This window comes from Microbacterium sp. Cr-K32, assembly GCF_000708345.1.
GTDB lineage: Bacteria > Actinomycetota > Actinomycetes > Actinomycetales > Microbacteriaceae > Microbacterium > Microbacterium maritypicum_A.
Genome location: NZ_JARD01000018.1, coordinates 290,443 through 317,429 on the forward strand (window position 1 = coordinate 290,443; position 26,987 = coordinate 317,429).

Annotated in this window: 20 protein-coding genes; 7 read left to right on the top strand and 13 right to left on the bottom strand. The window is 67.7% G+C overall.

Features of this window, described 5'->3' with window-relative positions; genetic code table 11:
• Positions 1-60: 60 nt before the first annotated feature.
• The gene (locus tag GZ64_RS0109840; protein WP_029266267.1) at positions 61-285 is read left to right on the top strand and encodes a hypothetical protein; all 225 of its coding nucleotides are present in this window, start codon (positions 61-63) and stop codon (positions 283-285) included.
• A 33-nt stretch (positions 286-318) separates the two neighbouring features.
• On the opposite strand, the gene GZ64_RS19465 is transcribed toward GZ64_RS0109840, so the two are convergent.
• From GZ64_RS19465 to GZ64_RS0109865, 4 genes are all read right to left on the bottom strand, one after another.
• On the bottom strand, positions 319-1,119 hold the full coding sequence (locus GZ64_RS19465; RefSeq protein ID WP_029266269.1) for an abortive infection family protein: 801 nt from the start codon (positions 1,117-1,119) through the stop codon (positions 319-321).
• A 564-nt stretch (positions 1,120-1,683) separates the two neighbouring features.
• Positions 1,684-2,526 carry a hypothetical protein gene (locus GZ64_RS0109855; protein WP_029266271.1) on the bottom strand — a complete coding sequence of 281 codons (843 nt, stop codon included), beginning with the start codon at positions 2,524-2,526 and terminating at the stop codon, positions 1,684-1,686.
• 19 nt (positions 2,527-2,545) lie between these two features.
• Complete coding sequence (locus GZ64_RS0109860; RefSeq protein ID WP_029259654.1) at positions 2,546-3,919, bottom strand: FG-GAP-like repeat-containing protein; 1,374 nt, start codon at positions 3,917-3,919, stop codon at positions 2,546-2,548.
• Positions 3,920-4,006: 87 nt separating this feature from the next.
• Positions 4,007-4,270, bottom strand: a complete 264-nt coding sequence (locus tag GZ64_RS0109865; protein ID WP_208323594.1) for a hypothetical protein — start codon at positions 4,268-4,270, stop codon at positions 4,007-4,009.
• Positions 4,271-4,406: 136 nt separating this feature from the next.
• Between GZ64_RS0109865 and GZ64_RS0109870 the strand changes: the two genes are divergently transcribed.
• The 3 genes from GZ64_RS0109870 (at position 4,407) to GZ64_RS0109880 (ending at position 6,913) form a co-directional block, all read left to right on the top strand.
• Positions 4,407-4,712: a DUF7882 family protein gene (locus GZ64_RS0109870; RefSeq protein ID WP_021198731.1), complete on the top strand. Its 306-nt coding sequence runs from the start codon at positions 4,407-4,409 to the stop codon at positions 4,710-4,712.
• Between the two features lie 52 nt (positions 4,713-4,764).
• The gene (locus GZ64_RS0109875; protein ID WP_231479862.1) at positions 4,765-5,289 is read left to right on the top strand and encodes a hypothetical protein; all 525 of its coding nucleotides are present in this window, start codon (positions 4,765-4,767) and stop codon (positions 5,287-5,289) included.
• Between the two features lie 220 nt (positions 5,290-5,509).
• Complete coding sequence (locus GZ64_RS0109880) at positions 5,510-6,913, top strand: DivIVA domain-containing protein (RefSeq protein WP_029266275.1); 1,404 nt, start codon at positions 5,510-5,512, stop codon at positions 6,911-6,913.
• Positions 6,914-7,003: 90 nt separating this feature from the next.
• Here GZ64_RS0109880 and GZ64_RS0109885 read toward each other — a convergent pair whose 3' ends face one another.
• The 4 genes from GZ64_RS0109885 to GZ64_RS0109900 all read right to left on the bottom strand — a co-directional run bounded on the left by GZ64_RS0109885 (position 7,004) and on the right by GZ64_RS0109900 (position 10,964).
• A complete protein-coding gene (locus GZ64_RS0109885) occupies positions 7,004-8,122 on the bottom strand; it encodes a fatty acid desaturase family protein (protein ID WP_315073595.1) in 1,119 nt (372 codons plus the stop codon).
• A 158-nt stretch (positions 8,123-8,280) separates the two neighbouring features.
• Positions 8,281-8,565 carry a hypothetical protein gene (locus GZ64_RS0109890; protein WP_136025421.1) on the bottom strand — a complete coding sequence of 95 codons (285 nt, stop codon included), beginning with the start codon at positions 8,563-8,565 and terminating at the stop codon, positions 8,281-8,283.
• Between the two features lie 202 nt (positions 8,566-8,767).
• A complete protein-coding gene (locus tag GZ64_RS0109895; protein WP_029266280.1) occupies positions 8,768-9,727 on the bottom strand; it encodes an intradiol ring-cleavage dioxygenase in 960 nt (319 codons plus the stop codon).
• Between the two features lie 79 nt (positions 9,728-9,806).
• The gene (locus tag GZ64_RS0109900) at positions 9,807-10,964 is read right to left on the bottom strand and encodes a low temperature requirement protein A (protein ID WP_029266282.1); all 1,158 of its coding nucleotides are present in this window, start codon (positions 10,962-10,964) and stop codon (positions 9,807-9,809) included.
• A 351-nt stretch (positions 10,965-11,315) separates the two neighbouring features.
• Here GZ64_RS0109900 and GZ64_RS0109905 point away from each other — a divergent pair, with 351 nt between their 5' ends.
• The 3 genes from GZ64_RS0109905 to GZ64_RS0109915 are packed head-to-tail and all read left to right on the top strand — an operon-like array spanning position 11,316 to position 15,188.
• Positions 11,316-12,842: a sugar transferase gene (locus GZ64_RS0109905; RefSeq protein ID WP_029259646.1), complete on the top strand. Its 1,527-nt coding sequence runs from the start codon at positions 11,316-11,318 to the stop codon at positions 12,840-12,842.
• A 4-nt stretch (positions 12,843-12,846) separates the two neighbouring features.
• Positions 12,847-14,055, top strand: a complete 1,209-nt coding sequence (locus GZ64_RS0109910; protein WP_021198739.1) for a glycosyltransferase — start codon at positions 12,847-12,849, stop codon at positions 14,053-14,055.
• Positions 14,052-15,188, top strand: coding sequence for a glycosyltransferase (locus GZ64_RS0109915; protein WP_029259644.1), 1,137 nt, complete (start codon positions 14,052-14,054; stop codon positions 15,186-15,188). The genes GZ64_RS0109910 and GZ64_RS0109915 overlap by 4 nt, the downstream gene beginning before the upstream one ends.
• A 45-nt stretch (positions 15,189-15,233) precedes the next feature.
• On the opposite strand, the gene GZ64_RS0109920 is transcribed toward GZ64_RS0109915, so the two are convergent.
• The 5 genes from GZ64_RS0109920 to GZ64_RS0109940 form a co-directional block, all read right to left on the bottom strand.
• Positions 15,234-16,544 carry a hypothetical protein gene (locus GZ64_RS0109920; protein WP_021198741.1) on the bottom strand — a complete coding sequence of 437 codons (1,311 nt, stop codon included), beginning with the start codon at positions 16,542-16,544 and terminating at the stop codon, positions 15,234-15,236.
• Between the two features lie 10 nt (positions 16,545-16,554).
• Positions 16,555-19,332, bottom strand: a complete 2,778-nt coding sequence (locus tag GZ64_RS19865; protein ID WP_051667925.1) for a right-handed parallel beta-helix repeat-containing protein — start codon at positions 19,330-19,332, stop codon at positions 16,555-16,557.
• A 193-nt stretch (positions 19,333-19,525) separates the two neighbouring features.
• Positions 19,526-20,878 (bottom strand): polysaccharide biosynthesis tyrosine autokinase, encoded by a 1,353-nt coding sequence (locus tag GZ64_RS0109930; RefSeq protein ID WP_029258764.1) that lies wholly within the window; start codon positions 20,876-20,878, stop codon positions 19,526-19,528.
• A gap of 55 nt (positions 20,879-20,933) precedes the next feature.
• On the bottom strand, positions 20,934-22,244 hold the full coding sequence (locus tag GZ64_RS0109935; RefSeq protein WP_051667928.1) for a hypothetical protein: 1,311 nt from the start codon (positions 22,242-22,244) through the stop codon (positions 20,934-20,936).
• Positions 22,245-22,255: 11 nt separating this feature from the next.
• Positions 22,256-26,962: a PKD domain-containing protein gene (locus tag GZ64_RS0109940; RefSeq protein WP_051667930.1), complete on the bottom strand. Its 4,707-nt coding sequence runs from the start codon at positions 26,960-26,962 to the stop codon at positions 22,256-22,258.
• Positions 26,963-26,987: the final 25 nt, after the last annotated feature.

A 26,987-nucleotide genomic window follows, 5' to 3' on the forward strand; every position in this document is an offset into this window, starting at 1 on the left:
ATTGCACATATCTGTACAGCAGGTTGTACAGATATGTGCATATGGCTATACAGTGTTCGCATGACCGCCGTCGAGCGCGCCGAGACACGGGTGACCCTGCTGAAAGAGGCAGTGGACATCGTCGCACGTCTGCAGGCGAACGAGGCCGAGCACGCCGAGCTGCTCGCCAAGCGAGCGGCGGTGTGCAAGGCGCTTCGCGCAGCTGGCACGCCCATCAAGGAGCTCCAGGAGGCGCTCGGCGTCAGCCGGAGCCGGGTGAATCAGTTACTGAGCGACGTGGCTTAGCCGCGCCCGAAGGCCTCCGACGGCCGCGCCTGCCTACCGCCCCATCTGGCGGTCGTGCGTCGACAACATCAGGTCGGCGACGTGTACAACCTCGCGGATGACGTAGCGCGCCGCCTCAGCAGTCACTCCGGTGAGGAGCGTCCGGCCGTGGCCGGTGCCCTGCAGATTCCGCAGCTCGTTGACGGTGAATGCTACGGTCTTCGCCGACTGGTAGATCGAGGGGACCTGCTTCGCGCCCGGGACCGAGTCGTCGACGACCGCCGGGCGAAGCCCCAGCTTCTCGAACGAGAGCGCCACCAGCGCCGGGAAGTCGGCGCGCTCCGGCAGGCGGTTGCCCTCCTCGAGGACGAACTTCGCGACGGCTTCGAGCAGCTCCTTCGCCCCGCCGAGCAGCGCCGCCGGGTCGTCGATGTTCCGCCGCAGCCGCTCGAGCTGTTCATCGAGCGCGGCGCGACCGCCGGTCTCGAGGTGGATGTCGCCCGCGTACTCGAGCCGTCCGTACGCCGAGAGCGCCCAGCCGGCGTGGGTCACCGCCGCGTGCAGGTCAGCGACGTGCTTGTCGTCGGCATACTTCCCAAACGCGCCGTCGAGCCGGAGCGCGTTGAGCATCCCGTCAACGAGCGCGCCCGCGGGCCGCCGCTCGGCCGCTCGGAACACCGCGAGGACGCGCTGCTGCTTGTTCGGTGCCTGCGTGTTCAAGTCGTAGGGATCAGCGTCGACGTATCCGGCGCCCGCGAAGAGTCGTGACAGCGTGGAGTGGCTCGGCCCGCTACCGCCGCCGAAGAAGAACTGCGCGAAGGCGGCGGCGATCTCGTCGTTGAGCGGGAACGTCATGCTTCCATCTTGGCGGCCGCGGAGACAACACCGGAGTCCTCGCGCAGGCGAGACACGAGTACCGTGAGGGCATGCCCACGACGCCGGACGACCCCACCGAGCGGTTCGCGTCGCTCGCGGAAACGGTGCCGTGGGCGACCCCGCGCCTGGACGAGGACCGCGATCGGTTCGTGGCCAAAGAATAAAGCGCGACCATCGACACGGAGCAGACGCTACCGAATGTCCAGAACCCCGCATCTATTCCGCAGATTCACCGCCAGCTCGCGGCACTCGCTGGCAACCGAAAGCAGGCGCGATCAGGACTGTTCAAAGCACCCGCAAGTCCGCAGAAACCCCTGATAGGGCGAAACTCTTACTCGAAAGGTCACCGGATCGATGCCGGTCGGAGCCACACGGCTGATCATTACAATCAGCCCAGAAACCCTCGCCTAGCTTCTACATGGCGGGGGTTTTGCTTTGCCCTGGTAAGAAGCGGTTTCTGAACCGCTCCCTGGGTCGTTCCGGCCCGGCCGCCGAGCGATCGGCACATCCCGACGCTGCGTCCCGACCGGAGGACGCGGTTGCTCAGAGCGCGTCCTTCGCCTTCCGGGCGCGGTCCAGAGCATCTGCAGCGGCTCCCGCCCGCGCTGCCGCGTCGGTGTGACCCCGCTCCGCTTCCGGAATCTCACGCTCGACCTCGACGAGGTCGGTGCGAGCTCGAGCCAATTGGGCCTCGAGCTCGGACACATGCTCGGTGAGCACGTCCCGGCGGGCCCGCAGTTCCGTCCACGCCGCCTCTCGCTGTGTCAGCTCGCGTTCGGCGGATGCCTGTTCCTTCTCCGCCGAAGCGATCGCGCGCTCGGCCTCCCGTCGTGCGCGACGGGCCTGCAGTTCGTCCGCTGGCGGCGCAGAGGCAGAGATGAGTTCGGGCACGTCCCCCGCCACGGCGTCGCGGATGTCGCTCGGCGTCGCTGACGGGTCCAGAGCACGTGACAGTCGTCCGGAGGCGACGGCCGCGGCCGCTGCCGGGTCGTAGAAGGCCGCAGAGATGCTCTGCTCGACCGCCTCGAGCGTGGAGGCGGTGACGCGCTCTCCCCTCGCCGCGGCCAACTCGCCTGCGGCTTGGGCGAGCTTCCTCGTCAGCGCGCGACGCTCTCGGCCGAGTTTCGCCAGTGCCGAGGCGTCGAGATCATCCTGTGCCTCGCGAAGCTCTCGCGCCAGCTCCAATGCCTCCCCGAGCTGACCAGCCCGCTCCTGCGCGAACACGTTCACCACCCAGGCCGCGATCGACGGCTTCCGCAGGGCGAGGATCCGTGGAGCGAGCTCCGCATCGACCTCTGCGGCTCGAGCCTTGCGCGATGACACGAACGCATCCGGACGGCCGGAGTACAGCCCGGCCGCGATCTCCTCGAACGTGGTGCCGACCATGCGCCCACGATACGCCGCGTCACTCGAGGTCGAGGTGCTCCGCCCAGTCGGCACCGACTTTGTTGTTCTGGCCGAAGGTGCCGTTGCCGAGACCGGGATAGAAATACAGCTCGCCAGCGGACGTCCTTCCCAGAAGATCCGCACGACCGTCGCCGTCGTAGTCGACGCCGCCGGTAACGGCGGTGAATTCCATCCACCCCCCGCCGACGCGTCGCCACTGGCCGAACCCATACGAGAATCCGGGATAAAAATAGAGATGTCCATCGTCGCCGACCGCCATCAGGTCGCCTCGGCCATCGTTGTCGAAGTCGCCGCCGACGAGGAAGTGGAATCCGCCCCAGCCGCCCGATGACAGTGTGAGGTGCGATGACCCGAACCCTCCCGCTCCGTTGCCCTGGTAGATGGTCAGGAACCCGGTCGCCGAGACGCCTATCAGGTCCTGCTTCCCATCACCGGTGTAGTCGGCCCCGGAAGTCACATGCAGCAACTCGTACCAGCCACCACCGATATCCGCCCGTGCGGCGAAAGTCCCGTTCCCGAGCCCCGCGTAGAACTCGAGTGTGCCGTCGGATCGGGCCGCGAGCATGTCCCCCTTGCCGTCGCCGTTGAAGTCGCTGTGGGTGATGTGCCTCCGAATCCCACCCCACCCGCTGGCCACCGTGGTGGGGGACTGGAATCCCCCGGTTCCGCTGCCTGCGCGAAGCCGGAGATCCCCGTTTCCCGCAATGATGAGAAGGTCTGCCTTCTTGTCACCCGTGTAATCTGCGGACGACGGCGCAGGCACCGCGCCCGTGCCCAGACCAGGAACATGCAAGGGGAGCAGGCCTCCGCGTGTGATGTTCGAGAGGCAGGTGAAGCCGTCGTTGATCGCGGTGTACACCGCTCCGTTCAGACGCAGCTCGAAGTGCAGGTGGTAGGCCGGCGAGTTCCCGGTGTTGCCCACGACACCGATCTGCTGTCCGCGCTCCACCCTGGTCCCCGGCGCATACGTACCGGGCGATGCCATGTGCGCGTAGCGCGTGACGTAACCGCCCGGGTGCTCGACGTCGGTGTAGTTCCCGTATCCGCTGTTCACCGTTCGCGACTTGATGACTCCGCTGTATGCGGCGAGGATCGGCGTGCCACCCGCGCCGGAGATATCGATGCCGTCATGCGCGCGATAGTTTCCGCGACAGCCATCCCCGACCTTCGACTGGATGTTTCCCGAAGCAGGGTAGACCATCTGGCCGTCGGTGGCCGCCGTCGCCGGAGCGCCCGCTGCGAGTGAGGACACAAGCGCCCCGGTCACCAGCACGAGCACGGTGGCGATCCCGATGCGGCCAAGACGCAGGCGGGACACACCCTTCATCTCGAAGTTCCTCTTGCTCGACGGCCCCAGGGGCGCGATGCCCACCGTCGTCACCGTAGCAGGGCACGGCGTTCCCTCGCCGAGCGCGGCCGGGACTCCCTCACATCCGCCCCAGGAGTGCTCACCCCACGCTCACAGCAGGTCGTACTCGCCGCCGTACGGCACCGCGCTGTCGCCGGTGTCGCGCGCGTCGAACTCCACCGTCTCGACCGAGATCACGACCTGGGTCGCCGCGGTGATGAGCACGCTGACCGATCGATTGCCCACCACGACGAATTCGACGAACCCTCCTCCGGCGCGCATCGCCTCTTCCATGCGCCCTCTCAGCTCGGCGACGTCCTGACCCTGGGCCAGGAAGAATTCCGATTCGTTGAGCGCAATCCGCGTCCGCGCCATCGTCTGCACCTTGCCCTCCACTCGTTGTCACTCCGCTGTCGTCATGCTGCGACGGTATCGAGGGGATCACCTCTCGCAGAGGGGGTTGCGCACAGACCTCAGAAGAGGCAGTACGCGCGCGGTGTAGCGTGCTCTCATGGGCAGACTGCGCTACGACGGGACTTCCGATCCGATCCTCATCGAGGACGCGACGCTGGCGCACCTGAAGATCGTCATCTCGACGAAGCTCCGCCGCCAGGAGAGCTTCATGATGACGTGGCGACCCGTCACCGACGGCGTCGACAAGCGCGCCACCGTCTGGATCCACCCGGCGATCCCACTCCAGTTCGGGTACGACGCGGCGGAGCAGCCGCCCATCGACCCCCGGCTGATCGCGGAGATGATGCAGGCCCTCAACGCCTCGGGCGAGCTGGTCCTCGACCACCTGGTCACCCCCGTCTGACGTCGCTCCCCGACCGCACCGGAGCGCACGCGCATCCGGATACGCTGTGCCCGTGGACCCCGCCCCCTACCTCCTTCTCGGCCTGCCGATCCTCGCGTTGATCGTCGGCGGCCCGCTCCTGAGGAAACGCTTCAGCCGGGGTGCCTCCGAAGCCGGTGCGAGAGCGGGGAAGCAGTTCGCCTCGGACCGGCTCGACACAGCCCTCGGCGTGCTCGGCACCACGCTGGTGATCCAGGCGCCCGAAGGTCGAGCTCGCGAGATCGTGGCGTCGGCGATGGTGGAGAAGGAGCGGGAGTACGTCATCCGCGATGACGGCGCCTACGGCATCCGGTTCGTCGAGCCGGACGACACCGTCGTACGCCTCATCCCCGTCGCCGAAGGCACCCGGCTGCAGATCGAGACGTTCCGTGAGTACTTCGGTTTTCCGCAGACGGTGCAGCCCTGGGTCGATCTGCGGGAGCGCATCGCGTCCGCGGCACGAGCCCAGGGGATCTCGGTCGCAGACGGACCACCTGTCCGGTACACACGCGGCGACCCTCTCGACGACCGGAACGCGCGCTGGATGCGCGACACGTGACCTGCCCGGCACCGCGATCTCCGTCTCCGCCCGCGGGAGCAGAAGACGGGCGCGCAACTCACAGCCGACGCAACTAGGCTGGGGAGCGCGCCCTGCCCGCCGGGCTCCGCCGGGTCATGGTGGTGGCGTGCGCCCTGACGACCTCCTCCGGTCCACACGGTCCCGACTGTCGGGACGGAGCCGCCGCTCCCGGTGTGACCACGCCAGAAAGGCTAGAACCATGAGCGAATCCCCCGGAACCGCCGACCGCGATGGCGAGCGCTCCCCGGACTTCTTCGATCAGCTGATCGAGACCACCCCGCGCGACCAGCAGGGCGCCTTCACCGTCGGCTTCCGCGGCTATGACAAGGCAGAGGTCGACGCCGCGCTGGCGACCCTTCGCAATCAGCTCAAGCAGGCCGCCGCCGACGTCGCCGAGGCGCAGGCCCGTGAAGAGGACGCCGTCGAAGCCGTGCGTGAAGAGGAGCGCAAGGCCCGTGAGGCCCTCGAAAGTGAGCTGACTGCCGCCAAGGTCAAGGCGTTGGACGCCGAGCAGCAGGTCGCGACCCTGACGTCCGAGCTCGTCGATGCCCCGCAGCCCGACGGGGAAGAGGCACCGTCCCGTCAGCAGTTCGAGGCGATCCTGCGGGTCGCCGAAGAGCAGGCGAACGTCCTCATCCAGAACGCGGCGGTGCAGGCCGACCGCCTGATGACCTCCGCCCGTGAGGAGGTGGCCGCGCAGCGTGCCGAAGCCGAGGCCGACGCCGAGCGGATCACCGCCCAGGCGCAGCGCGACGCCGACCAGGTGCGCCTGAAGATGGACACCGAGTACACGGCACACGAAGCGCGCATCGAGCGCGAAGCCGCACACGCAGCGGAGAAGGTGAACCAGGCGGCGCAGGAGGCCACGGCGATCCGCACGGAAGCCGAGAAGGGCGCGGCCGCGCTGCGCTCCCTCGTCACGCGCGAGACCACCCAGCTGCGTGCCGACGCCGAGCGCGACGTCCGCGACATGAACGCGCGCGTGCTGGAATTCGAGGAGACCCTCACCCGCCGTCAAGACGATGCGCAGCAGGAGTTCCTCGTGCTGCACAATCAGGCTGTGGCACACGCCGAGCGCATCACCAATGACGCGAACGAGCAGGTCACCGCATCGCTCGAGCATGCCCAGCGCATCTCGGCACGCGCCGAGGACTACGAGCGTCTGACCCGCTCGCAGGCGCAGGCGATCGAGGCCGAAGCCCAGGTCCGTGCGCGCGAAACCCTCGAGCGCGCTCGCGCGAAGGCGCAGAAGATCGTCGACTCGGTCACCGGCCACACCACGGCGGTACTGCACGACGCAGAGGATCGCACCCGTCAGCTGCGGTGGCAGCAGCAGCAGCTGTCGAGCTTCATGGCCGAGGTGCGCGAGCTGATCCGCCCCGACGGCATCTTCTCCGACGACGCACTGCCGACGGAGCTCACCGCAGCGGATGCACCCGTCACCGCAGCACCTGCAGAGGTCGCCGACCAGGTCGGCGCAGCCGAGACGCCGGAGGAGACCTTCCTCGGTGACGAGGTGCTCGAAGACGAGCTCGACGACGATCGCCCTCTCGAGAAGATCACGATCGACGTGGTGGAGACCAAGAAGAAGTCCTCCAAGTAGACGCACACACGACAGAGGCGCGAGCAGGAACCCCTGCTCGCGCCTCTGTCGTCCCCGGGCTGATCAGGGCCCGGTGAGATCGGGCGGGGGCTATGCCCGGCCGAACTGTGCGACTGCCGGGCAGTCGAAGGGATCGGCGCCGGCAGACAGTCCGACGCGGTTCAGGTACTCGATCACGATCATGTACGAGCGGCCGAGGCTGGTCTCCGTGTACGGCACGTCATTCGCCGCGCAGTAGTCGCGCACGATCTCGCGCGCCTTCGCCAGGTGCGGTCGCGGCATGCTCGGGAAGAGGTGGTGCTCCACCTGGTAGTTCAGCCCGCCCATGAGCCAGGTCGTCCACCATCCGCCGCTGATGTTGCGGGAGGTGCGCACCTGCTTGGTGAAGAAGTCGAGACGGGCGCCGGGCTCGATGATCGGCATGCCCTTGTGGTTCGGCGCGAACGCGGCGCCCATGTAGACGCCGAACACCGCGAACTGCACGCCCATGAAGGCGAAGGCCATTCCGAGCGGGAGCATCATGAACACGGGCACCAGGATGAGGGCGAACCGCAGCGCGATGATGCCGAGCTCGGTCCAGCGTCCCTTGACGTTCTTCGTCGTCGTGAGGTACTTCAGCCCGAGGAAGTGGAGGTTCAGCCCCTCGAGCGTCAGCAGCGGGAAGAACAGCCAGCCCTGCTTGCGGGTGATCAGTTTGATCAGGCCCTTCGCCTTCGCGGCGTCTTCTTCGAGGAAGGAGATCGTGTCGACCTCGATGTCGGGGTCCTTGCCGACCTGGTTCGGGTTGCCGTGGTGCTTGGTGTGCTTCGAATCCCACCAGGAGTAGCTCATGCCGATGCTGGCGATCACGATGCGGGCGAGCTTGAAGTTCGCCGGCCCCGTGGAGAGGATCTGACGGTGGGCGGCTTCGTGGCCGAGGAAGGCGATCTGCGTGAGGACGATGCCGAGGCCTGCGGCGATGAGCAACTGGAACCAGCTGTCACCGAGCAGGATGAAGCCGGTGATGAGGCCGCCGAGCGCCACAGCGATACCGGTGGCCACGAAGATGTAGAACCACTGGGTGCGCTGAAGCAGCCCGGTCTCCTTGACGACCTGCGAAACCTGCTTGTACGCCTTCGCCATGGGAGGGAAGTCCGCGTTGCCGGAATACGTCTGACGAATCGGACCCAGCGTTGCCGCGGTCGGTTCGATCTGTGTGATGGAGATGATCTTCTCCTGACGATCGGAGCCCTTGAGCTGTGAAAGCCCAAGGCAGCTGCCCAACGCTTACCTCACAGTAGCCCTAGCTCTATACGCGTCAGGGAATACATCGGAACCTCTCGCCGAGCCCCCAGTCACGGGCGGGCGTGCAGGGGTTCCCGCCACGCTCAGGCGCGAGCGCGGCGGGTCCGGCGACGCCAGGCGCGCGGCACGATCGTCGGGAAGACGGATCCGCGCCGCTCGGAACGGATCGCGTCTTCGAGCGCGCGGAAGGCGTCGTCGAGCGTGTCGAAGACGCCGAGCTCGGCGCCGTGGTTGTCGCGCACGAGGTGCGCGGTGCCATCGAACTCGACGAAGCCGGCGAACTCGCCGTCGCGCGTCGCGACGTGCACATCGGTGTCGGCCTGCTTCCAGGTCAACGGGTCGGACGGGGGAAAGGTGGTGGTGCTCATGGTGATGCTCATTGCTGTGTGGCGGACACGCGTGGGCGCTCCGCAAGATGTGAGACCGAGGGCGGATTCCGCACGCATCGATGTGCGCGGTCCGTAATGGCCCTGATCAGTGGCGACGTGGCGGCCGAGAGGGGCGATGCACACACGCTGCACGATAACCATAGCAGATCGATGCCACGGGCCTCTCATCGCCGTTCGCTGCTCAGTTCGACGGCGGCTGTCCCCCACCGCCGGGACCACCCTGCCCTCCGCTCGTCGCCGGAGCAGTCGCGGTGTCGACACCCACCACGAGGGTGCCCGCATACCCATCCCGCACGCTTCCGGTGACCGCGGCCAGCTGCAGCGCAGCGGAATCGTCACCGAAGACGTTGTCGCTCGCCAACGTGATCTGCGCGAGGTTCCTCGCGGATCCGTCGTAAGCGGCCTCGGCGTAGACATCCGTGCATGCCGCCTCGGGGAGCGCCAGCTGCGACGTGGCGATGGCCGCGGTCGAATCGGTGATCGACCCGACGTCCGGATACACCTCGAAGTGGATGTGGGGCCAGCGCCCCGAGTAGCATCCCGGGAACACCGAGGTGAACGAGACCCTGCCGTCCGCATCCGCCACCTGCACGCCGCGCAGGTACGTCACGTCCTCCAGGCCGGAGGAGTACATCGAGTACCCACCCTGCGCCGTGCAGTGCCACGCGTACACCGCGACTCCGGCGAAGGGCACTCCCCCGTTCGCGAGATCGAGCACCTGCAACTCGAACGTGAGCGGAACGCCGTCTGCCGTCGCCCCGCCGTCGATCGACGACCGGATGTCCTGACGGACGATCCCCGCGTCCTCCAGCACGTCGGGGCCGTTCGAGCCGTCGCCGGGGTAGGGGCCCGCCGTCTCGTCGGGGATCTCACCCACGCCCGCGACATCGCCGCTGGAAGTCCCCGCGGTCGCGCTCGGCGTGGCGGCGCGCGTCGATCCGCCCGATGCCGCCGGCGCGCAGGCCGCGAGGACGACGGCGCCGAGCCCGATCCCCGCGAGTCCGAGCACCCCGCGCCGGCTCAGCAGCGTACGGATGTCGAAGGCTGCCCCCTGATCGACCACCTCCTCGTCCACACGGTCGAGCAGACGCCCCTCGTAGGCGGGACCGTCAGGGGTCTGGGTGGGTTCGGGGATGCTCATGATCTGTCTCCTCGTCGACGGTCGTCTGGTGCGTGTCCCCCAGCGTCGCGGAGCTTCCGATCAGAACCCTCTGCCGGCGCTATGCCCTGTCTATGCGCGTGGGGTCCATGCGCGTGGACTCCACGGGAGGATGAAGCACCAGCACCACCACGACGACGACAAGGACGAGCGCGGTGAGGGTGACGGGGATGGGCAGCACCGGATCGAGCAGCACCAGCAGGGCGCCGAGAGGAACGACCGTGTTCACCACGCGATCGGCGTTCTGGCGGATCGCGATCCACCAGATGCCCACGAGGAAGATCGCGATCGGGATCGTCACCGTGAACGAGGCCGCGAGGTTCGACAGGTGGCTCTTGCCGGTCAGCACGTCGATCTCGACCTCGATCCCGGCCGAGAAGGCCGCCGCGGCGGCGAAGACGAAATAGTGCGTATAGCCGTAGCGCAGCGAGCGGCCGAAGCTCGTGATCGCACGGTGATGCGGGGGCCAGAAATAGATCCACCACAACGACGCCGTGACCACGAGCGTGAGGACGGAGATCGCGATCAGCGGGCCGAGACTCTCGACCTCGTGAAGCGCATCGATGATGGCGTTCGCGGATGCGAGAAGGCTCTCACCGAGCACGATCAACGTGAACAGCCCGTAGCGCTCGGTGATGTGGTGCGGATGCCACGGCGTCTGCCTCCGGTATTCGGCGAACACCGGAACACTGATCTCGATGAGGGCGAAGACCACGAAGGCGGCGAACTGCAGCGGTCCCGCCGGGATCAGGAGGAACAGGATCCACAGCACCTGGACCGCGGCGATGCCGAACGCGTACCGGCGCGTCGCCGAACGCAGTTCACCGGCCGATCGTGACGCTCGCAGCCATTGCGCCACCATCGCCACCCGCATCACGACATACCCGAGTACCGGGATGGTGAAGTCGCTCTCGTTGAACGCCGCGGGGATGCCGGCGGCGAAGACGAGGACTCCTCCCATCTGCACGAACGTCGTGACGCGATAGAGCCAGTCATCGGTGTCGAACGACGTGGCGAACCAGGTGAAGTTCATCCAGGCCCACCAGATCGCGAAGAACAGCATCGCGTAGGAGGTGACCCCGTGCAGGAAATCCCCTTCGCTGAGGGCATGGTGCAGCTGTGCGGAGGCGATGCTCACCGCTACGACGAAGACCAGATCGAAGAAGAGTTCGAGCGGGCTCGCGGTGCGATGCGGCTGAGAAGGGTCGCGCGGCAGCATCGTTCGGAGCTGGAAGCGTGGAGTGTCGGTGTTCGCGGTCACCGCGACAGGATAGCCCCCGACCAGGCGCTCCTCGCCGCCCCCGTTCGTCCATTCACCAGAATTACCTTCCCGTGGCGACGATGTTCCGCTACAGTGGATCAGGTCTGCAGTGCCTGCTGTCAGCGCTCACCGTGTGGGACGGTGAGAACGCACTCCGTGATGTGGGAATCACGGAGAGTTTCAGCAGGACCCGAGGGGTCGGGACGCAGACGAATGCCGTGAACGTGGGGTTCATGGTCTGGGGAAACTGGGGAAACACATGTCGCACTGGGGATTTTTGCGTACATTCATGGCTCACGAGGCCTCGGCATGACTTCCGTCGAGGATGCTCTGAGCATCGCTCGGACGGGCTTCGTGCCGGTCGCGGCTCCGCGAGCTGCCAAGTCGGTGACGCGCACGGTGGTCACACCGCGTGCTTCGGCGACTCTGGAAAGACGCCGTCAGTGGGAGCGTCGCTATCGGATGCGTCTGCGGACGACGGATGCAGCTGTCATCCTGTTCGCGCTCGGTCTGACGGCAGCGGTCCAGCTGGCCTCCGGCGTCTCCGGGCTCGAGGTCATGCGCGACGGCATTCCGCTCGCCGCGCTGTGGTACCTCATGCTCAGCGCGATGCACACGCGGGACGCCGCGTTGTTCCGCGCTAGTGCCACCGAGTATCGGGGCGTCGTGCACGCCTCGGGACTCGCCTTCGGGATCATCGCCATCGTGGCGGTCCTGCTCGCATGGAAGTCGATGCAACTGACGCTGCTGCTGGGGCTGCCCGTCGGTGTGCTGACTCTTCTGGTGACCAGGTGGCTGTGGCGCCACTGGCTGCAGAAGCAGCGCTCCCAGGGGAGGTTCGCCTCCCGCACTCTCGTCGTCGGCAACAGGGACGACGTGGAGTATGTGGTCCGGACGCTGCACCCGATCGGCGCATCCGGCTACAAGGTGGTCGGCGCGACGCTGCTCGACGGCAACGCGCGCGACATCGTGATCGACGACACGAGGTTCCCGGTTCTGGGGAACGTGAACTCCGTGTCGTCGGTCGCGGCCGAAGTCGGTGCAGACACGATCATCGTGGCGAGCCGCCCCGAGGGTGAGCCCGAGTTCGTCAAGCAGCTGAGCTGGCAGCTCGAAGGGACCGCTGCCGAACTCGTGCTGTCCAGCCGACTCACCGATGTGGCGGGTCCCCGCATCTCCTTCGCCCCGGTGGAGGGCCTGCCGCTGATCCAGGTGCAGATCCCCACCTACGAAGGCGGCCAGCACCTCCTGAAGCGTGCACTGGACGTCGCCGTGGCGACGCTGGCGCTGATCCCGATCGGTCTGCTGGCTCCCGTGCTCGCCGTGCTCATCAAACTGGACTCCCCCGGTCCGGTCTTCTTCTTCCAGGAGCGCGTCGGCCGTGACGGTCGCCGCTTCAAGATGGTCAAGTTCCGATCGATGAAGACGGATGCCGAGAAGCAGCTCGCCGCCCTCAAGGAACAGAACCAGGGCGCCGGGCTCCTCTTCAAGATGAAGGACGACCCGCGCGTCACCCGCGTCGGCAAGGTTCTGCGCAAACTCTCTCTCGATGAGCTGCCGCAGTTCTGGAACGTCCTCATCGGCGACATGAGTGTGGTCGGGCCGCGCCCGCCGCTGCCCAGCGAGGTCACCGACTACGACGGCACCGTCTTCCGGCGCCTCTACATCAAGCCCGGCATCACCGGTCTGTGGCAGGTCTCCGGGCGAAGCGACCTCTCCTGGGATGAGAGCGTCCGCCTCGACCTGCGGTACGTCGAGAACTGGTCCGTGATGAACGACCTGCAGATCATGTGGCGTACCGCCAAGGTCATGGTGCAGCCCAGCGGGGCATACTGATCGGATGAGCAATTCGAACCGCCTCACCATCGCGATGGTGGGGACCCGAGGAGTGCCCGCGGCCTACGGCGGTTTCGAAACCGCCATCGAAGAGGTCGGACGCCGACTCGCGGACCGCGGACACGATGTCGTCGTGTACACCCGCGGCTCCGAGCGGCGTGAGAAGGAGTACCTCGGCATGAGGGTCGTGCATCTTCCTGCCGTCCCCGTGAAGCAGATCGAGACGCTGAGCCACACCGGGCTGTCGGCGTTGCACCTCGTGTTCCGCCGGCGTCCCGACGCGACGTTCGTCTTCAACGCGGCCAACTCGCCGTTCCTGCCCCTCTTCCGGCTGCGTCGTGCACCGGTCGCGCTGCACATGGACGGTCTCGAATGGCGACGCTCCAAATGGGGGCCACGAGGCAAGGCGTACTACCGCTGGGCCGAGCAGTTCGGGGTACGCACGGCAGACGCTCTGATCGCCGATGCGCCGGGGATCGCCGACTATTACCGGCACCAGTTCGATGTGCCCACCGAACTCATCCGCTACGGCGCCCCCATCCTCGACGAGCTTCCCGAACGCGGCGTGGCCGAGATGGGGCTCAGCACGAAGGGCTATCACCTCGTCGTGGCGCGGTTCGAGCCGGAGAATCACGTGCTGGAGATCGTGGAGGGCTACCGCGACAGCGACGCGAAGCTCCCTCTCGTGGTCGTGGGCTCCGCGCCGTACAGCGCGGGATACACCCAGGAGATACAGCGCGTGGCCGATGGCGACGAACGGATCCGCCTCGTCGGTGGCGTGTACGACCAGGAACTGCTCGACGCACTGTACGCGAATGCGCTCACCTACGTACACGGACATTCCGTGGGCGGGACCAATCCCTCGCTCCTTCGGGCCATGGGGGCCGGGACCGCCGTGATCGGCTTCGACGTTCCCTTCAACCGCGAAGTACTCGACGGCAACGGGTGGTTCTTCGCCGACGCCGCCGATGTCGCTGCGCACGTCGTGGCGGCCGAGGCCGATCCGGCGTTCGCCGCGGCACGGGGCACGGCGGTGCGGGAGATCGCCCGCACCCGGTTCCGCTGGGACGACGTCGCGGACGAGTACGAAACGCTCGCGCATCGGATCGCCGAGCGTGCGACCATCCACCCATCGGCGCGACGAGCACGTCGCCGACAGACGGACTGGGCCCCCGCTCCCGCCGCGGCGGACGCCGGAGCGGACGGCTCATGAGCGGCAACGGAGGGCAGCGCACCGTCCTGCTCGTGCATCCGGGTGCCGAGCTGTTCGGTTCCGACCGCATGCTCCTGGAGAGCGCGATCGGCCTGGTCGAGTCCGGGGCGCGCGTCGTCGTCGCCCTTCCGAGCTCCGGGCTCCTCGTGAAGGAACTGCGTGCTGCCGGGGTCGAGGTCGTCATCGTCCCGATGCTCGTGCTGCGCAAAGTCCTCCTGACGCCCCGAGGGCTGCCCAAACTCTTCCGTGACACCTTCCGTGGCCTCGGTGCCGCGTGGCGCCTGCTCGGACGCCTACGCCCGGACGTCGTCTACGTGTCGACGATCATCATCCCCGAATGGCCGCTGATCGCCCGACTGCGGGGCATCCGAACGGTGAGCCACGTCCATGAGGCCGAGGCTTCGGGAAACCGGCTCGTCAACGGCATCCTCTACTCCCCACACCTGGCCTCCCACCGCACCCTGGTGAACAGCCGATTCAGTCTGGACACGATCCACGCCGCGCTGCCCGCCCTCGCCCGGCGCTCACACGTCGTCTACAACGGTGTCGCCTCTCCCCCGCATCCGGTATCGCCCCGCCCCCACACCGACGGGCCGCTCCGTGTGCTCTACATCGGACGTCTCTCCCCTCGCAAGGGGCCCGATCTCGTGATCGAGGCGGCTTCCCGACTGCACGCCGCCGGACGCGCTGTGGACGTGACCCTTCTCGGCGCAGTCTTCGAAGGCTACGAGTGGTTCGAGGCCGAGTTGCGGGCACAGGCAGCCGATGCCGGGGTCTCCGTCGACTTCGCCGGGTTCCACACCGACATCTGGCCGTTCCTGGAGAAGACCGATGTGCTCCTCGTCCCCTCGCGGATCGACGAGCCCTTCGGGAACACCGCCGTCGAGGGGATCCTCGCCCTGCGCCCCGTGATCGCCAGCGACAGCAGCGGTCTTCGGGAAGCAGCAGGCGGCTACGGCACTGCGCAGCTCGTCACCGCGGGCGACCCCGACTCCATCGCAACGGCCCTGACCGATATCGACACCCGCTGGGACGAGATGGTCTCGAGCGTCGCGGACAGCCGCGCAGAGGCACTCCGTCGACACGCTCCCGCTGTCTATCGCTCGAGCATCACAGCGCACGTCCTGAGCTGACGGCCGCCGACACACTGTCTCCGGCGTCGATCCGCCCGGATCGGACTACACCGGGTCGAGATCTCCGACCGTCAGCCGCTTCTTGTTCCGGACGATGTAGATCGAGAACGGGATCAGCTGGCAGACGACGAGCGCGAAGGCGACGCCGATCAACGGTCCGGCGATCCCCAGCACCGGGGTCAGCACGAACGAGAGCGTGATGCCGACGGCGGCCATGCTCAGCGTGGGGATCACCTGGAAGCGGATGCCCGGCTTGTCCATGATGAACATGCCCAGGGGGTACACCGCCGCGGTCATCATGATCATCAGACCGAACGCGAAGATCGTGCTCGGCCGCACGGTGAGCTCACCCTGCGTGATGAAGCCGAACAGCCACGGACCGACGAGCCACACCATCACGGTCGCGACGGCGATGGCGGACGCGAACAGGACCGACAGCAGGAACGGTCCGCGCCGGAGATCGCCGTCGTGGCGACTCTTCGCGAAATGGGGCCAGAGCGCGAGACCACCCGCCATCACCAGTCCGTTGAGCGCGAAGAAGACCTGTCCCGCCACTCCGTACTCCGCCACATCGGTGGGACCACCGAGCTGGGCGATCACGTACCGCTGGGAACCCACGGCGATGGGATAGGTCACCATCTGCGCCAGCATCGGCCACCCCACGTCCATCACCCGGACTCCCGGATACCGCCGAGGGCGCAGGACCATCCGCGCAGCCGCGGGAATCAGGGGGGACGTCGTGCGCGCCGTGATGAGAATGCCGAGCAGCGAGACGATGAAGGAGGCCGCGAAAGAGGCGATGGCGACGAAGGAGTGAAGGTTCTCACCGCCGAACGTCAGCATCAGCCAGACACCGGTCATGGTCAGGGGTGAGATCAGGCCCTGGAGGAGGATGACGATGTGGTTGCGGCGCTGCCCCAGCATGATCCGCGCCCAGACCCCGAGGGGGATGCCGAGGCAGAAGATGGTGACGCAGTAGAACGCGGCCAGCGAAGCGCCGGGGCGACCGCCTGCTTCGCCGAACACCAGCTCCCAGGCTCCGGTGAGCACGAGGATCGTGTTGATCGCCATCGCCGTCGCCGCGAACATCAGCAGAACGCGGCCGACCGATGTGAGCTGATATCGCAGCTTCTCGTCTGTACGCACGTTCTCGCTCGTCGCGACCGCGTTGACCAGAACCGCCCCGCTGCCGAGGTCGGTGAACGTGAGCAGAGAGGGGATCGTCGTCAGCAGCGTGTACAGGGCGAAGCTGTCGACGCCGGCACCGCCGATGATCATCCGGGTCGTGAGGACGCCACAGACCAGCGCGATGACCATCGTCAGCGCACGCGCGCCGACGGCGAGAAGAGAGCCCATGCTTACATCGTCACCGGGGCAGGGCCCCCAGCGTCGTGCTGCTGCCGGGGAGTCGTGATACTGAGGCGATATCAGACGGCACCGGGACGGCAACTGAGCCCTGGGCGGCGGCGAACGGCGGAAGCAGCGCGAAGGAGCCATCGACGACCGGAGCACCCTCGATGAACTGCGAACGACGGTCCTGACCCGTCGTGGCCGTGAACCCGGCGAGCGTATCGCTCACGGCGGGGTCCCTGGAGACCGATCCCTTCGACCACGCGGAGAACCATCGGGGCGTCCCCGGCGATGTGCGCTGGTAGAGGTTCCCGTTGACGCTCGACACCATCTGGGACCCGGTGTACTGCATGGAGAAGTCCTGCACGCAGACCAGGCAGTTTCCGGCGCTCTCTGCCATGACGTTGTTCGACATCACGACGTTGCGCACGATCCAGGAGGCCTGCGGCGCGTACCGTGTGCGCGGGTCGTGGCCAGGCGTGTTCGGGTCGGACGCGCGTCGGGCATCCATCCCGATGCTGATGTTCCGGTTGCCGTTGCCGACGAAGGTGTTGTTCCAGATCTTCACATTGCCGGAATTGAGCACGAACAGCCCGAACTCGCCGTTTCGGGCGATGACATTGTCGGCCACCACGGCCCGCTCCGACAGTTCGACCATGACGCCGTGGCCGGTGTTGCCGATCACGTCGTTGCCTGTGAACGCGATGTCGAGCACCGATTCGTCGAACCACGGTCCTCGTCCGTCGTTGCCGGTGAATGCGCTGTCCGTCACCGTCACCCCGCGAGTCCGCGTGACCTTGAAGGCGCCGGAGACCGGGGAATCGTTGAAGTGCTCCATGTTGTTGCCCACCGAGAGCATCTGGGCCACTCTGAGCCCATCCGCCTGCGAAGCTCCTCCTCCGAGCAGGCCGTTCCCGATCAACGACACGCGGGTCAGCGTCGTCCCGGGGGCCCACGAGTAGAAGCCCGTCGTCGAGTTGTCGCGGATGGTCACGTCGGTGAGCGCGACGTTCGGGGCTGCCGCGATCACGGTGCCCATCTGCGGAACGCTGGTGGCGTAGCGGCGCACGCCGATTCCACGCACCTCGCTGCCTGCCGAGCGGATCGACAGAGCCTGCGTGAGCACGCTCGCCTCGACGGATGCGCCCGTGGGGTTCGTTCCGATCACCAGGCGCTTGGCCGCATCATCGACGAAGAAGGTGCCGTCCGAGACCTGCGATGCAGAGGCCACCTCCCGCAGCTGCACCCCGGCGACCCAGACCTGGTCGGGGTGTGCGGCCATCGGGTGGGCCGGATCGACGAAGCGCCACTCGGCCTGAGTGTTGTCCGGCGCCCCCTTGGTGTAGGTCGGACTGGCGTCGAGAGCCGTGTTCCAGCCCTCGACGACCCATGTGCGTCCCGAGGCCTTCCACCCCGTGACCGGCTTCGCACCGTCGAGCCAGACCGACTCGTTCGGTGCCGGTTGGATCGTGACCCGCTTCTGCGCGGGCACCACGATCTCCTCGTGGTAGGAACCGCCGCGCAGGACGATCGTCCCTCCGTTCGGAACGACGCGCAGCGCGGCAGCGACCGTCTTGACGGGCGAGTTCTTGGTTCCCGAGGCTCCGTCGACTCCCGAGGGAGCGACATAGACCGCCGTCGCCGGGGCGTCGTAGGCGAGCGTTCCGGGCGCATGGGCACCGGGAGTCCCGCGCACGCCCTCCGGCGTTCCCGGCGGCACCGGCTCGGGCTCGGGCACCGGTGTCGGAGTCGGAGTCGGAGTCGGCGTCGGCGTCGGCGTCGGCGTCGGACTCGGCGTAGGAGCCGGAGTCGGCGAGGCCGTCGGCTCGGGCGACGGGGATGGCGTCGGCTCCGGCGCAGGCGTGGGCTCCGGCGCAGGCGTGGGCTCCGGCGCAGGTGTCGGCTCCGGCGCAGGTGTCGGCTCCGGCGCAGGCGTCGGCTCCGGCGCAGGCGTGGGCTCGGTGGAAGGTTCCGGCACCGTGGTGGGAGTGGTGACTGAGACGTCGTCGATTCCGACCGGAACGGCGGTCCGAGCACCCGAAGACGTGTAGAGCGAGAAGGCGTAGCCACCCGCCGCCTGGATCCGGTCAGCCGAATCGTCGGAGTACGTCACCTGCCAGTCAGTCGGCTCCGCAGCGCCCGATTCCCAGGCCTTGGCGCCCAACTCCACCGGGCTCGTGCCGGTGACGCTGAGTGCCACGGTCAGCGTGGTGTCGCCCGTCACCGTGAGCGGGAGTCTGCGCTCGCTGAGGTGCTGCACGCGCATGAGGTCCGTGAGACGCACGATCGACACATAGGCAGAGCCGTCGGGGTGCACGCGCACACGCACCCCATAGGAGTCGGCACCGGACACGCGGACAGCCTGGGAGAGGTAGAGCGGCCCTCCCACCGGAAGCTCGGGGACGGTCAGCGAGAAGCGGCTGTCCACGTCGGTCGCGGCGACACCGTCGACGGTCGCTCGGGCGGTGATTCCGGGCTTACGGCTCGCGAGCAGGGCCTGCGCGCCTGTCACGCTCGCCGTTCCCTCCACGACGCGCCAGGGCCCCTCGGGCGACGAGCCCCATCCGGAGCCGACGGCGCGATCCATGTCATCGTCGATGACCGGGGTGTCCGCCGATGCCTGGGACTGTGCGAGAGTCACGGCGTCGTCGGCCAATGCCGACGACGGAACGGTTGCCAGCGCGGCAGTGAGCGCAAGGGTGGCCGTCAGTGCACCTGCGAGGAGCTTTCGAGAGCGTCGCCGAGGCGGAGTCGCGGACTCGCGTGATGCGAGATCGAGGAACGGAGTGGACACGATGTCACCGTCTTCTGGGGCAGATTCATGATCACCCCGCATCTCCGCCGCAGTTTAGACCCCGGCAGCAAAGAGCGAGTCCCCCTCGCAACTCATGAAGAATACCCGGCTACCGGGGCAAAGACAAACGAAACACAGCGTCACACCGATATACTCCGTCGCCTGCGCGGTGTCTCCGCGTCGAGGCATCGCGTCAGTCGCTGTAGTACTCGCTGCGGTGTCGATCCGGACGAGCACGGTTCAGGACGGTGCCGAGGATGCGCGCGCCACCCGATTCGAGCGACTTGACGCTCTTCGCGAGGGCGGCGCGACGGGTCTTGGTCGCGTCGACCACGAGGATCACGCCGTCGGTCTGGGTGGCGAAGAGGTTCGCGTCCGCCACGCTCAGGATGGGCGGAGAATCGATCACGACGTAGTCGTACTCCGCCGCAGCGAAGTCGAGCAGCTGCGCCATGCGAGCGGAGGTGAGCAACTCCGCAGGATTCGGCGGGATGGTGCCGGCGGGGAGGATGTCGAGTGTGCTGTCTGCCACGCTGTGCTTGGCCACCTCGAACTCGACCTCGTCGAGCAGCACGCTCGTGAGTCCGATCGAGCCGTCGATGCCGGCGTGCTCGTGAGCCCGCGGCCGCCGCATATCGGCGTCGATCAGCAGGACGGAGTTGCGCAGCCCGGCGAGCGTCATGGCGAGATTCACCGAGACGGTCGACTTGCCCTCGGACGGCATGCCCGACGTCACCAGCAGCACCTTCACCCGTGAGGAGACGTTCGCGTAGGCGAGCGCCGAGCGGATGCGACGGAACTCCTCGGAGGTGTGGCCCAGCGGCTCCTGGGCCACAGCGATACCGCGCATGGCCAGCAGCGGAGACTTCGAGACGACGCCCAGCACAGGGTCGCCGCCCGCCTCGGTCAGCGTCTCCTCGGTGCGCATGCGGGTGTCGAGCACACCGATCAACGCCGCGATGGCGAGTCCGAGGACGCCACCCAGGAAGCCTCCGAGGAGAGCGTCGCGAGGCTTGCTCGGCGTGAACTGGAACTCGGGCACGACGGCGTCATCGATCACCTGAGCGGTGATCGTGGATTCGCCCTGCGGGTCTTTCGGTGCCACATCCTTGACCACGATGATGAGCTGTTCGGCCACGGCGTCGGCCAGCTCGGCGGCCTCCTTCGCGTCATCGGTGATCCCCGTGATGCGCAGCGTCACGGTGCTCTGCGGGATCGTGACCTCGATGTCACGCGCGAGAGCGCGCGGCGTCGTGTCGAGACCGAGCTCCTCGATGACGGGATCGAGCACCCGCGAGCTCGTCGCGAGCTGCGCGAAGGACAGCATCTGGCTCTGCGTGTACACAGAGCCCTGGTTGAGGTCGGAGGCGCTGGTGCCCTGATTGAGAGCGAAGTAGAGCGAGGTCGTCGCCTGGAAGAGCGGGGTCTGCAGCGAGGCATACCCGTAGGAGCCCGCGGCCCCGACGACCCCGAAGAGCACGACCATCCACCAGAACTTGCGCAACGAGCTGGCGATGACGCGCAGACTCACCCGGCTCTCGCCCATGACTCCCCATTCCCCCTCAGACTTCGATTCTAGAGGAGTGTTCGATTCCACGACTTCATGACTGTGCAGGGCGCTCCACGGCGCCACGGGGCTGGCGCGAAGTCTCGAGCGATCCCCGCCGTATCTCCACAGGTCCCTCGCGCATTCCACCGAGCGCGTCGGCGTCGCGGGCCCACGTGATCGCGAGCCCCACGCAGAACCAGAGGAACATGCTGTACTGCGTGATCAGTGCGACCACCACGAGGCTCGGCAGCTGCCCCACGACGGCGATGGACGCCGGGCTCCGGGTCGAACGTCGCACGGTCATGATCGCCGCGCAGACGATCGCCGCCATGATCAGCAGGGTCGGCACGTAGCCGTAGCGGAGCAGGGTGAGGACGAGGGCGTTGTCGACGGAGCGCGCGAAGTAGCCGAGGTAGAAGTCACCCGAGACGAGCGAATGCCAGTCTCCCGGATTGCCGAAGAGCTGCACCTGCTGGAGGAGCACGAGGAGGTCGGTCCGATAGTCCGCGCTGCCGCCGGCCTCATCGCCCGCCGCCCCGAAGACGGAGTCGATGATCGGGATCGCGATGACGGTGCCGATGACGCCGGCGGTGACGATCGCGACCCGGAACCGGGTGGACACCCCGACGATCAGGAACGTGGACAGCACCAGAGTGAGCACGAGGGTGAGCTGACCCGCGCGACTGAACGTCAGGACCGTCGCCACGGCGATGAGTACGACGCCGCCGATCTTCGGGACCAGACGCCACTTCGTCGCCACGATGAACGCCGACGACATCGCCAGGGCCGCTCCCAGGGCGATCGAATGCCCGAACGCGCCTTCCACCCTCAAGACCCCGCCGCGTTCCTGCAGAGGGCTCCAGGTGTCGTAGATGACGCCCGATCCCGGGATCAGCACGAACGGGTTGAACGACGTGAAGAACTCGACGATGCCGAGGACCGCGGCGATGATCGCGACCACGGCGATCGTCGACGTGACCCACCCCGGCGCGATGCGGGCGAGGACGACGCGCCCCCAGAGGTAAGGGATGACCCACTCGAGCAGCGCGGCGACGAGAGACGGAAGGTCCACCGAGCCGAAGCCGTACAGTCCGACGATGACGATGATGAACGCCACGACCCAGGCATCCGCGGCGCGCAGAGGGACGACGGACCAGTTGACGATGATCATCAAAGCCGTGAGCAGCGTGATCGCCGCCCAGTAGAAGCCGACGTTCACGCCGACCCAGAGCGGCACGAAGAAGAGCACGCACGCCCAGGCCACGAAAGCGGTGCGCGGCATCAGCCGGAGCACGAACACGACGATGGCCACTGCTGCGATTCCTCCGACGGCGAGGAGCGCGATCGGAACAGCAGTGGCCATGCGTCAGGATCTTACTGGGGCGCGGTGACGCGGAACGAATCGAACGAGACGTTCAGAGGCGCCGTCGAACTGCCCGACCGGTTGCCGCTGAGGCCGACCGCTCCCGCAGCCAGCGGCGTCGCATCCGTCGCGTTGATCTGCCAGTTCGCCGGCTCGGTGGTACCCGTCGCCCAGATCTTCGCCGAGATGGCGGTCGAGGTCGACCCGGTGACCGACACCTTCAGGCTGTACGACGTGTTCGCCGCCCAGACCAGCCCGGGCACGGCCTGCGTGAGCACCACGGTCCCTTCACGGTGGACCACGAGCCACACGGTTCCGTCGGGACGGAGCCACGCGCGGGCGAAGTACTTCCCCGCGGCCGTCTGACGGGCGATGACTCCGATGTAGGCGCCACCCGCGGCGGGAGCCTGATCGACGCGGAACTGCGTCTCGAGGAGGGCATCACCGATCGACGTCGTGTTGAGCGTCGCATGACGGGTGTCTCCGGCGACCAGGCTCAGCTTGCCCTGGCCGTCGGCGACGGTCGCCGCCGCCTGCGAGCCTCCCGCGATGCTCCAGGCACCGCCGGTGACCGCGCTCCCCCAGCCGGGACCAGCGGTGCGGTCGAACTCATCGCTCGCCAGCGCTGCCGGGTTGGGCTCAGGCTGCGGCTCGACAGGAGGTGCCGTGACCGTGACCTGCTGGGTGGCGGTGTTGGTCGCGCCCTTGTCGTCCGTCACCGTGAGGGTCACCGTGTAGGTGCCCGCCGCCGTGTACGCCCGCGAGCTCGTCGCTCCGGTGCCTGTCGTTCCGTCTCCGAAGTTCCAGGCGTAGGAGGCGATGGTGCCGTCCGAGTCGGTCGACGCTCCGCCGTTGACGTTGACGGTCAGGCCCGTGGCCGTCGCCGTGAACGCGGCGGTCGGCGCGACGTTCGTCGGCTGAGGCTCGGGCTGCGGCTCGGGCTGCGGTGTCGCGGCTCCGAGGTTCTTCAGCGTGAAGTCGTCGAAGCTCGCGAGGTTGGTGCCGGTCGCGCTGCCGGCTCGGTAGGAGAACACCGTCGGGGCTCCGGCGGCCTGGAGGGCCGGCGTCGCATCCGTGGTCGAGAGCTGCCAGTTGGCGGGCTCTGCAGCGCCGGCCGCCCACAGCTTCGCGCGGATCGTCGTGGTTCCGGAACCCGTGGTCTCCATGGCGAGGTTGAAAGTGCTTCCCGCGGTCCACGTGAGACCGGCGACCGCGGTGCTGGCGATGGCCGTTCCGTTGCGGTGGATCACGAGCCACGTGGTGCCGTCCGCACGGTGCCATGCGAGCGCACGGTAGCCGTTCGAACCGGAGCGACGTGCGCCGAGTCCCTCGTACGCGACACCCGTCGACGGTCCGGAGGCCAGCGAGTAGGTGATCCGCGCCGACGTGTCGAGGAGCGACGTGCCCTGCAACAGCATCTCGCGGGTCTCGCCCGGGGTGAGATTCACCTTGCCGACGCCGTCGGCGACGGAGGTGACGGCGGCCGAACCGCTCATGGGTGCCCAGGTGCCGCCGACATCAGCCGCGCCCCAGCCACTCGAGACGACGCGGCCGAACGAGTCGGATGCTGCGAACACCTGCGCCTGAACGGTCACGGACTTCGTGACGCTCGCCGAGCCGCCGAGGCTGTCGGTGACCGTGAGGGTGATGTCATGCGCACCCGGCTGGGTGTACGTGTGGCCGGCGGTCGCCCCTGTACCCGCGGGCGTTCCGTCGCCCCAGTTCCAGGAGTAGGAGAGCGTCGCCCCGTCGGACGCGCTCGACCCTGCGGCCGAGACGTCGACGTTCATTCCCGACGCGGTCGATGTGAACGTCGCGACCGGGTTCGCATGGGTCGTGACGGCCTCACGCGTGGTGGTCGCCGTGCCACCACGGTTGTCGGTGACGGTCAGGGTCACCGCGCGCGTGCCCGCCGAGGCGTACACGTGGCTGGCGACCTGGCCGCTCGACGTCGATCCGTCGCCCCAGTTCCAGTCGTACGAAGCGATCGTGCCGTCGGAGTCGGTGGAGGCGGAGGCATCGGCGGAGACCGAGAGACCGGTGCCCGTGACCTCGAAGGAGGCGGTGGGCAGCACATTCGCCGCCTGGACCACGACCGGGTTCTCGGTCGTGGTAGCCAGCCCGTTGCTGTCCGTGACCGTGAGCTTGGCCGTGTAGGTTCCCGCGGCGGTGTAGGTGTGCGAGACCGTCTGGCCGGTGGCCGTCGCCGAGTCGTCACCGAAGTCCCAGCTGTAGCCGGTGATCGTGGCCGAGCCGGTCGGCGCGGATGCACTGGCGTCGAACGCCACCGCGAGATCGGTCGGCGTCGCGGTGAAGGCGGCGGTCGGCGGCTGGAAGCCCTTGCCGATGCCGTAGTGCGTCTGCACCTGTGCGGCGGTCAGCGCGTAGGGGTAGACCGCGACCTCGTCGAGCGCACCCTTGAAGTTGATCGAGCTCGGCGCGGACGGCCAGCCGTTGAGGTTGTCCCCGCCGACGCGCCAGTAGCCGACGTAGTTCTCGGCAGTGGTCGCACCGGCTGCCGATGAGACGAGAGCGCCGTCGATGTACAGCTTCATGCCGGCAGCGCTCTGCGTGGCCACAGCATGGTGCCACGCATTGTTGTTCAACGCCGTGGAGTTCTGTACGGTCTGCGTGCTGCCGTTGTACGTGCCGAAGACCAGTCGACCGTTGTTCGTCATGTAGAGATGACGGTCGTAGCTCGTGGAGTCACCCGAGGCCGCGTTCCCGTAGCCGAGAAGCTTCCCACCGGTCGTCGTGTTCGTCTTGAACCACAGTTCGGTCGAGAACTCCGTCGGGGCGGCGATCTTGTCGGTCGACGAGATTCGTCCCGTGCTCGTTCCGGAGAAGGTCGAGGCACCGGTGGCGGTGTTCTCGACACCGGAGGTCGACGACGTCACGCCCGAGCCGAACACCGGCGGGTTCGCCCCCGCCCAGTCCTGCGGCGCGGTGCCCAACGGGTAGTACAGCTGCGGGTTATCCGTGATGACCGCGTTGGTGTAGCTCGAGACCGTGCCCGATGCGACGGTCACGGACATCGCCTGACTGCTCACGGTGTTGCCGTTGCCGTCCTTCGCGACGACCGTGTACTCCTGCTGCGACCCCGGCGTGGCGGTCTTGTCTTCGAGGATGACGGCCGGTCGGTTCCACCAGGTTCCGTTCGCCGTGGTCGTGGCGACAGGGATCGCCGTGCCCGTGCGACGGAGCTCATACGTGAGCGTCAGGTCGTCGCGGTCCCAGTTGGCCGGGATCGAGACGCGGACGCGACCCGGAATGAACGACTGCGCAGTGCCTGTCCAGTTGGCCGCGGCGAGGCGGGGTCCGTCCTTGGCTCCGCCCGGAGGGTTCGTCGAGAAGCGCACGAGGCCCTCGAATCGACCGTTGTTGACCGAGCGGAACTCGCCGCCGATCGAGATCATGTTGCCGGCGCCGGTGATGGAGAGTCCGGCCTGACCCAGGCCCGTCGTCACGCCGACGGCCCAGTCGGGCGTCCAGGCGTAGGGAGACGGCGCGGGGGTGCCCGCCCAGTTCTTGTAGGTGCCGCCGGCTGCGGGCTGGTTGCCCAGCGAACCGCGGGCATCGGCCGTGTACGCCTCGGAGTAGCGGTGCGTGCGCGGGTTCTGCTCGGGGTGCAGGTTCATCGTGCCGCACGCGTGCGTGTGGCTGGTCGTGTAGACGACCTTGCCGGTCGAGTAGACACCGTAGTGGTCGCCGAGGCAGTCGGCGATCCAGCGGACCTGTCCGGTTCCGGCCTCCGCCGCGAACGTGCCCTCGAGGTTTCCCGTGGCGGCGTCGGCGTAGACCCAGCCGGTGCCGTAGACGGCCGTGGCATCGGCCGCGAGTCCGAAGATGCCGGCCTTGCCCGAGTTGCTGCCCGTGTTGGAGCCGTTCTTGACCGTCTGCGGGAGCGCCCACGACGAGTCGACGGCACCGGTCGTCTTGTCCAGCGCGACGGTGCCGCGCATGGTCAGGTCGCCGTTCACCTGCGAGAAGCGGCCGGCGGCGATGACGTTCTGACCCGCGGGGTCCATGACCATCGCGTCGACCTGGAGGTCGGTCTGCGGTGCCCAGCTCAGCAGGGCACCGTTGGCGGCGTTGAAGCCGGCGAGGTTCTTGCGAGCCGTTCCGTTGCCCTGCGTGAACAGGCCGCCGACGTAGACGCTCGATCCCGAGGTGGCCAGCGCGTAGACGCCGCTGCCGCCGATGGACGGCGAGAATCCGGGGACGAGCTGACCGGTCACGGCGTCGAGGGCCGCGAAGTTCCAGCGCGCCTGACCGTTGACCGAGTTGAAGGAGCCGCCGATGTAGATGCGGCTTCCGTCGGGCGAGGCGGCGACAGCCTTGATCACGCCGTTCACCTGCGGGGCGAACGACAGCAGCTGGCCGGTGTTGATGTCATAGGCGAGAACGTTCGAACGCGCCGTCAGGCTCGTTCCCGGGGCAGCCAGGGGCGCACGGGCGTTGTCGAACTTGCCGACCGCGTACACGGTCGAACCGATGGTCGTCTGAGACCAGACGTAGCCGTTGTCGATCTGCACGGTCGGAATCGGATCCGACGTGACGACGTTGTCGTCGCGCTGCAGCAGGGGCGGTGGTGTCGACGGGACGTCTGCCGACGCCGCCTGTGCACCCAGTGTCGTCATGCCGGCGACGAGCAATGCCGCCGTCACGACAGACGCAAGCGCGCTCAGCGCCCGCCTCGTGGTCGATGTGTTCCCCATAGTGACTCCCCAGCCGCCAGTTTTC

Coding starts and splice junctions, on each gene's coding strand:
- GZ64_RS0109840 (WP_029266267.1), top strand. CDS start 61: ATGACCGCCGTCGAGCGCGCCGAGACACGGGTGACCCTGCTGAAAGAG.
- GZ64_RS19465 (WP_029266269.1), bottom strand. CDS start 1,119: ATGACGTTCCCGCTCAACGACGAGATCGCCGCCGCCTTCGCGCAGTTC.
- GZ64_RS0109855 (WP_029266271.1), bottom strand. CDS start 2,526: ATGGTCGGCACCACGTTCGAGGAGATCGCGGCCGGGCTGTACTCCGGC.
- GZ64_RS0109865 (WP_208323594.1), bottom strand. CDS start 4,270: ATGGCGCGGACGCGGATTGCGCTCAACGAATCGGAATTCTTCCTGGCC.
- GZ64_RS0109870 (WP_021198731.1), top strand. CDS start 4,407: ATGGGCAGACTGCGCTACGACGGGACTTCCGATCCGATCCTCATCGAG.
- GZ64_RS0109880 (WP_029266275.1), top strand. CDS start 5,510: ATGAGCGAATCCCCCGGAACCGCCGACCGCGATGGCGAGCGCTCCCCG.
- GZ64_RS0109890 (WP_136025421.1), bottom strand. CDS start 8,565: ATGAGCACCACCACCTTTCCCCCGTCCGACCCGTTGACCTGGAAGCAG.
- GZ64_RS0109895 (WP_029266280.1), bottom strand. CDS start 9,727: ATGAGCATCCCCGAACCCACCCAGACCCCTGACGGTCCCGCCTACGAG.
- GZ64_RS0109900 (WP_029266282.1), bottom strand. CDS start 10,964: ATGCTGCCGCGCGACCCTTCTCAGCCGCATCGCACCGCGAGCCCGCTC.
- GZ64_RS0109905 (WP_029259646.1), top strand. CDS start 11,316: ATGACTTCCGTCGAGGATGCTCTGAGCATCGCTCGGACGGGCTTCGTG.
- GZ64_RS0109910 (WP_021198739.1), top strand. CDS start 12,847: ATGAGCAATTCGAACCGCCTCACCATCGCGATGGTGGGGACCCGAGGA.
- GZ64_RS0109915 (WP_029259644.1), top strand. CDS start 14,052: ATGAGCGGCAACGGAGGGCAGCGCACCGTCCTGCTCGTGCATCCGGGT.
- GZ64_RS0109920 (WP_021198741.1), bottom strand. CDS start 16,544: ATGGGCTCTCTTCTCGCCGTCGGCGCGCGTGCGCTGACGATGGTCATC.
- GZ64_RS0109930 (WP_029258764.1), bottom strand. CDS start 20,878: ATGGGCGAGAGCCGGGTGAGTCTGCGCGTCATCGCCAGCTCGTTGCGC.
- GZ64_RS0109935 (WP_051667928.1), bottom strand. CDS start 22,244: ATGGCCACTGCTGTTCCGATCGCGCTCCTCGCCGTCGGAGGAATCGCA.
- GZ64_RS0109940 (WP_051667930.1), bottom strand. CDS start 26,962: ATGGGGAACACATCGACCACGAGGCGGGCGCTGAGCGCGCTTGCGTCT.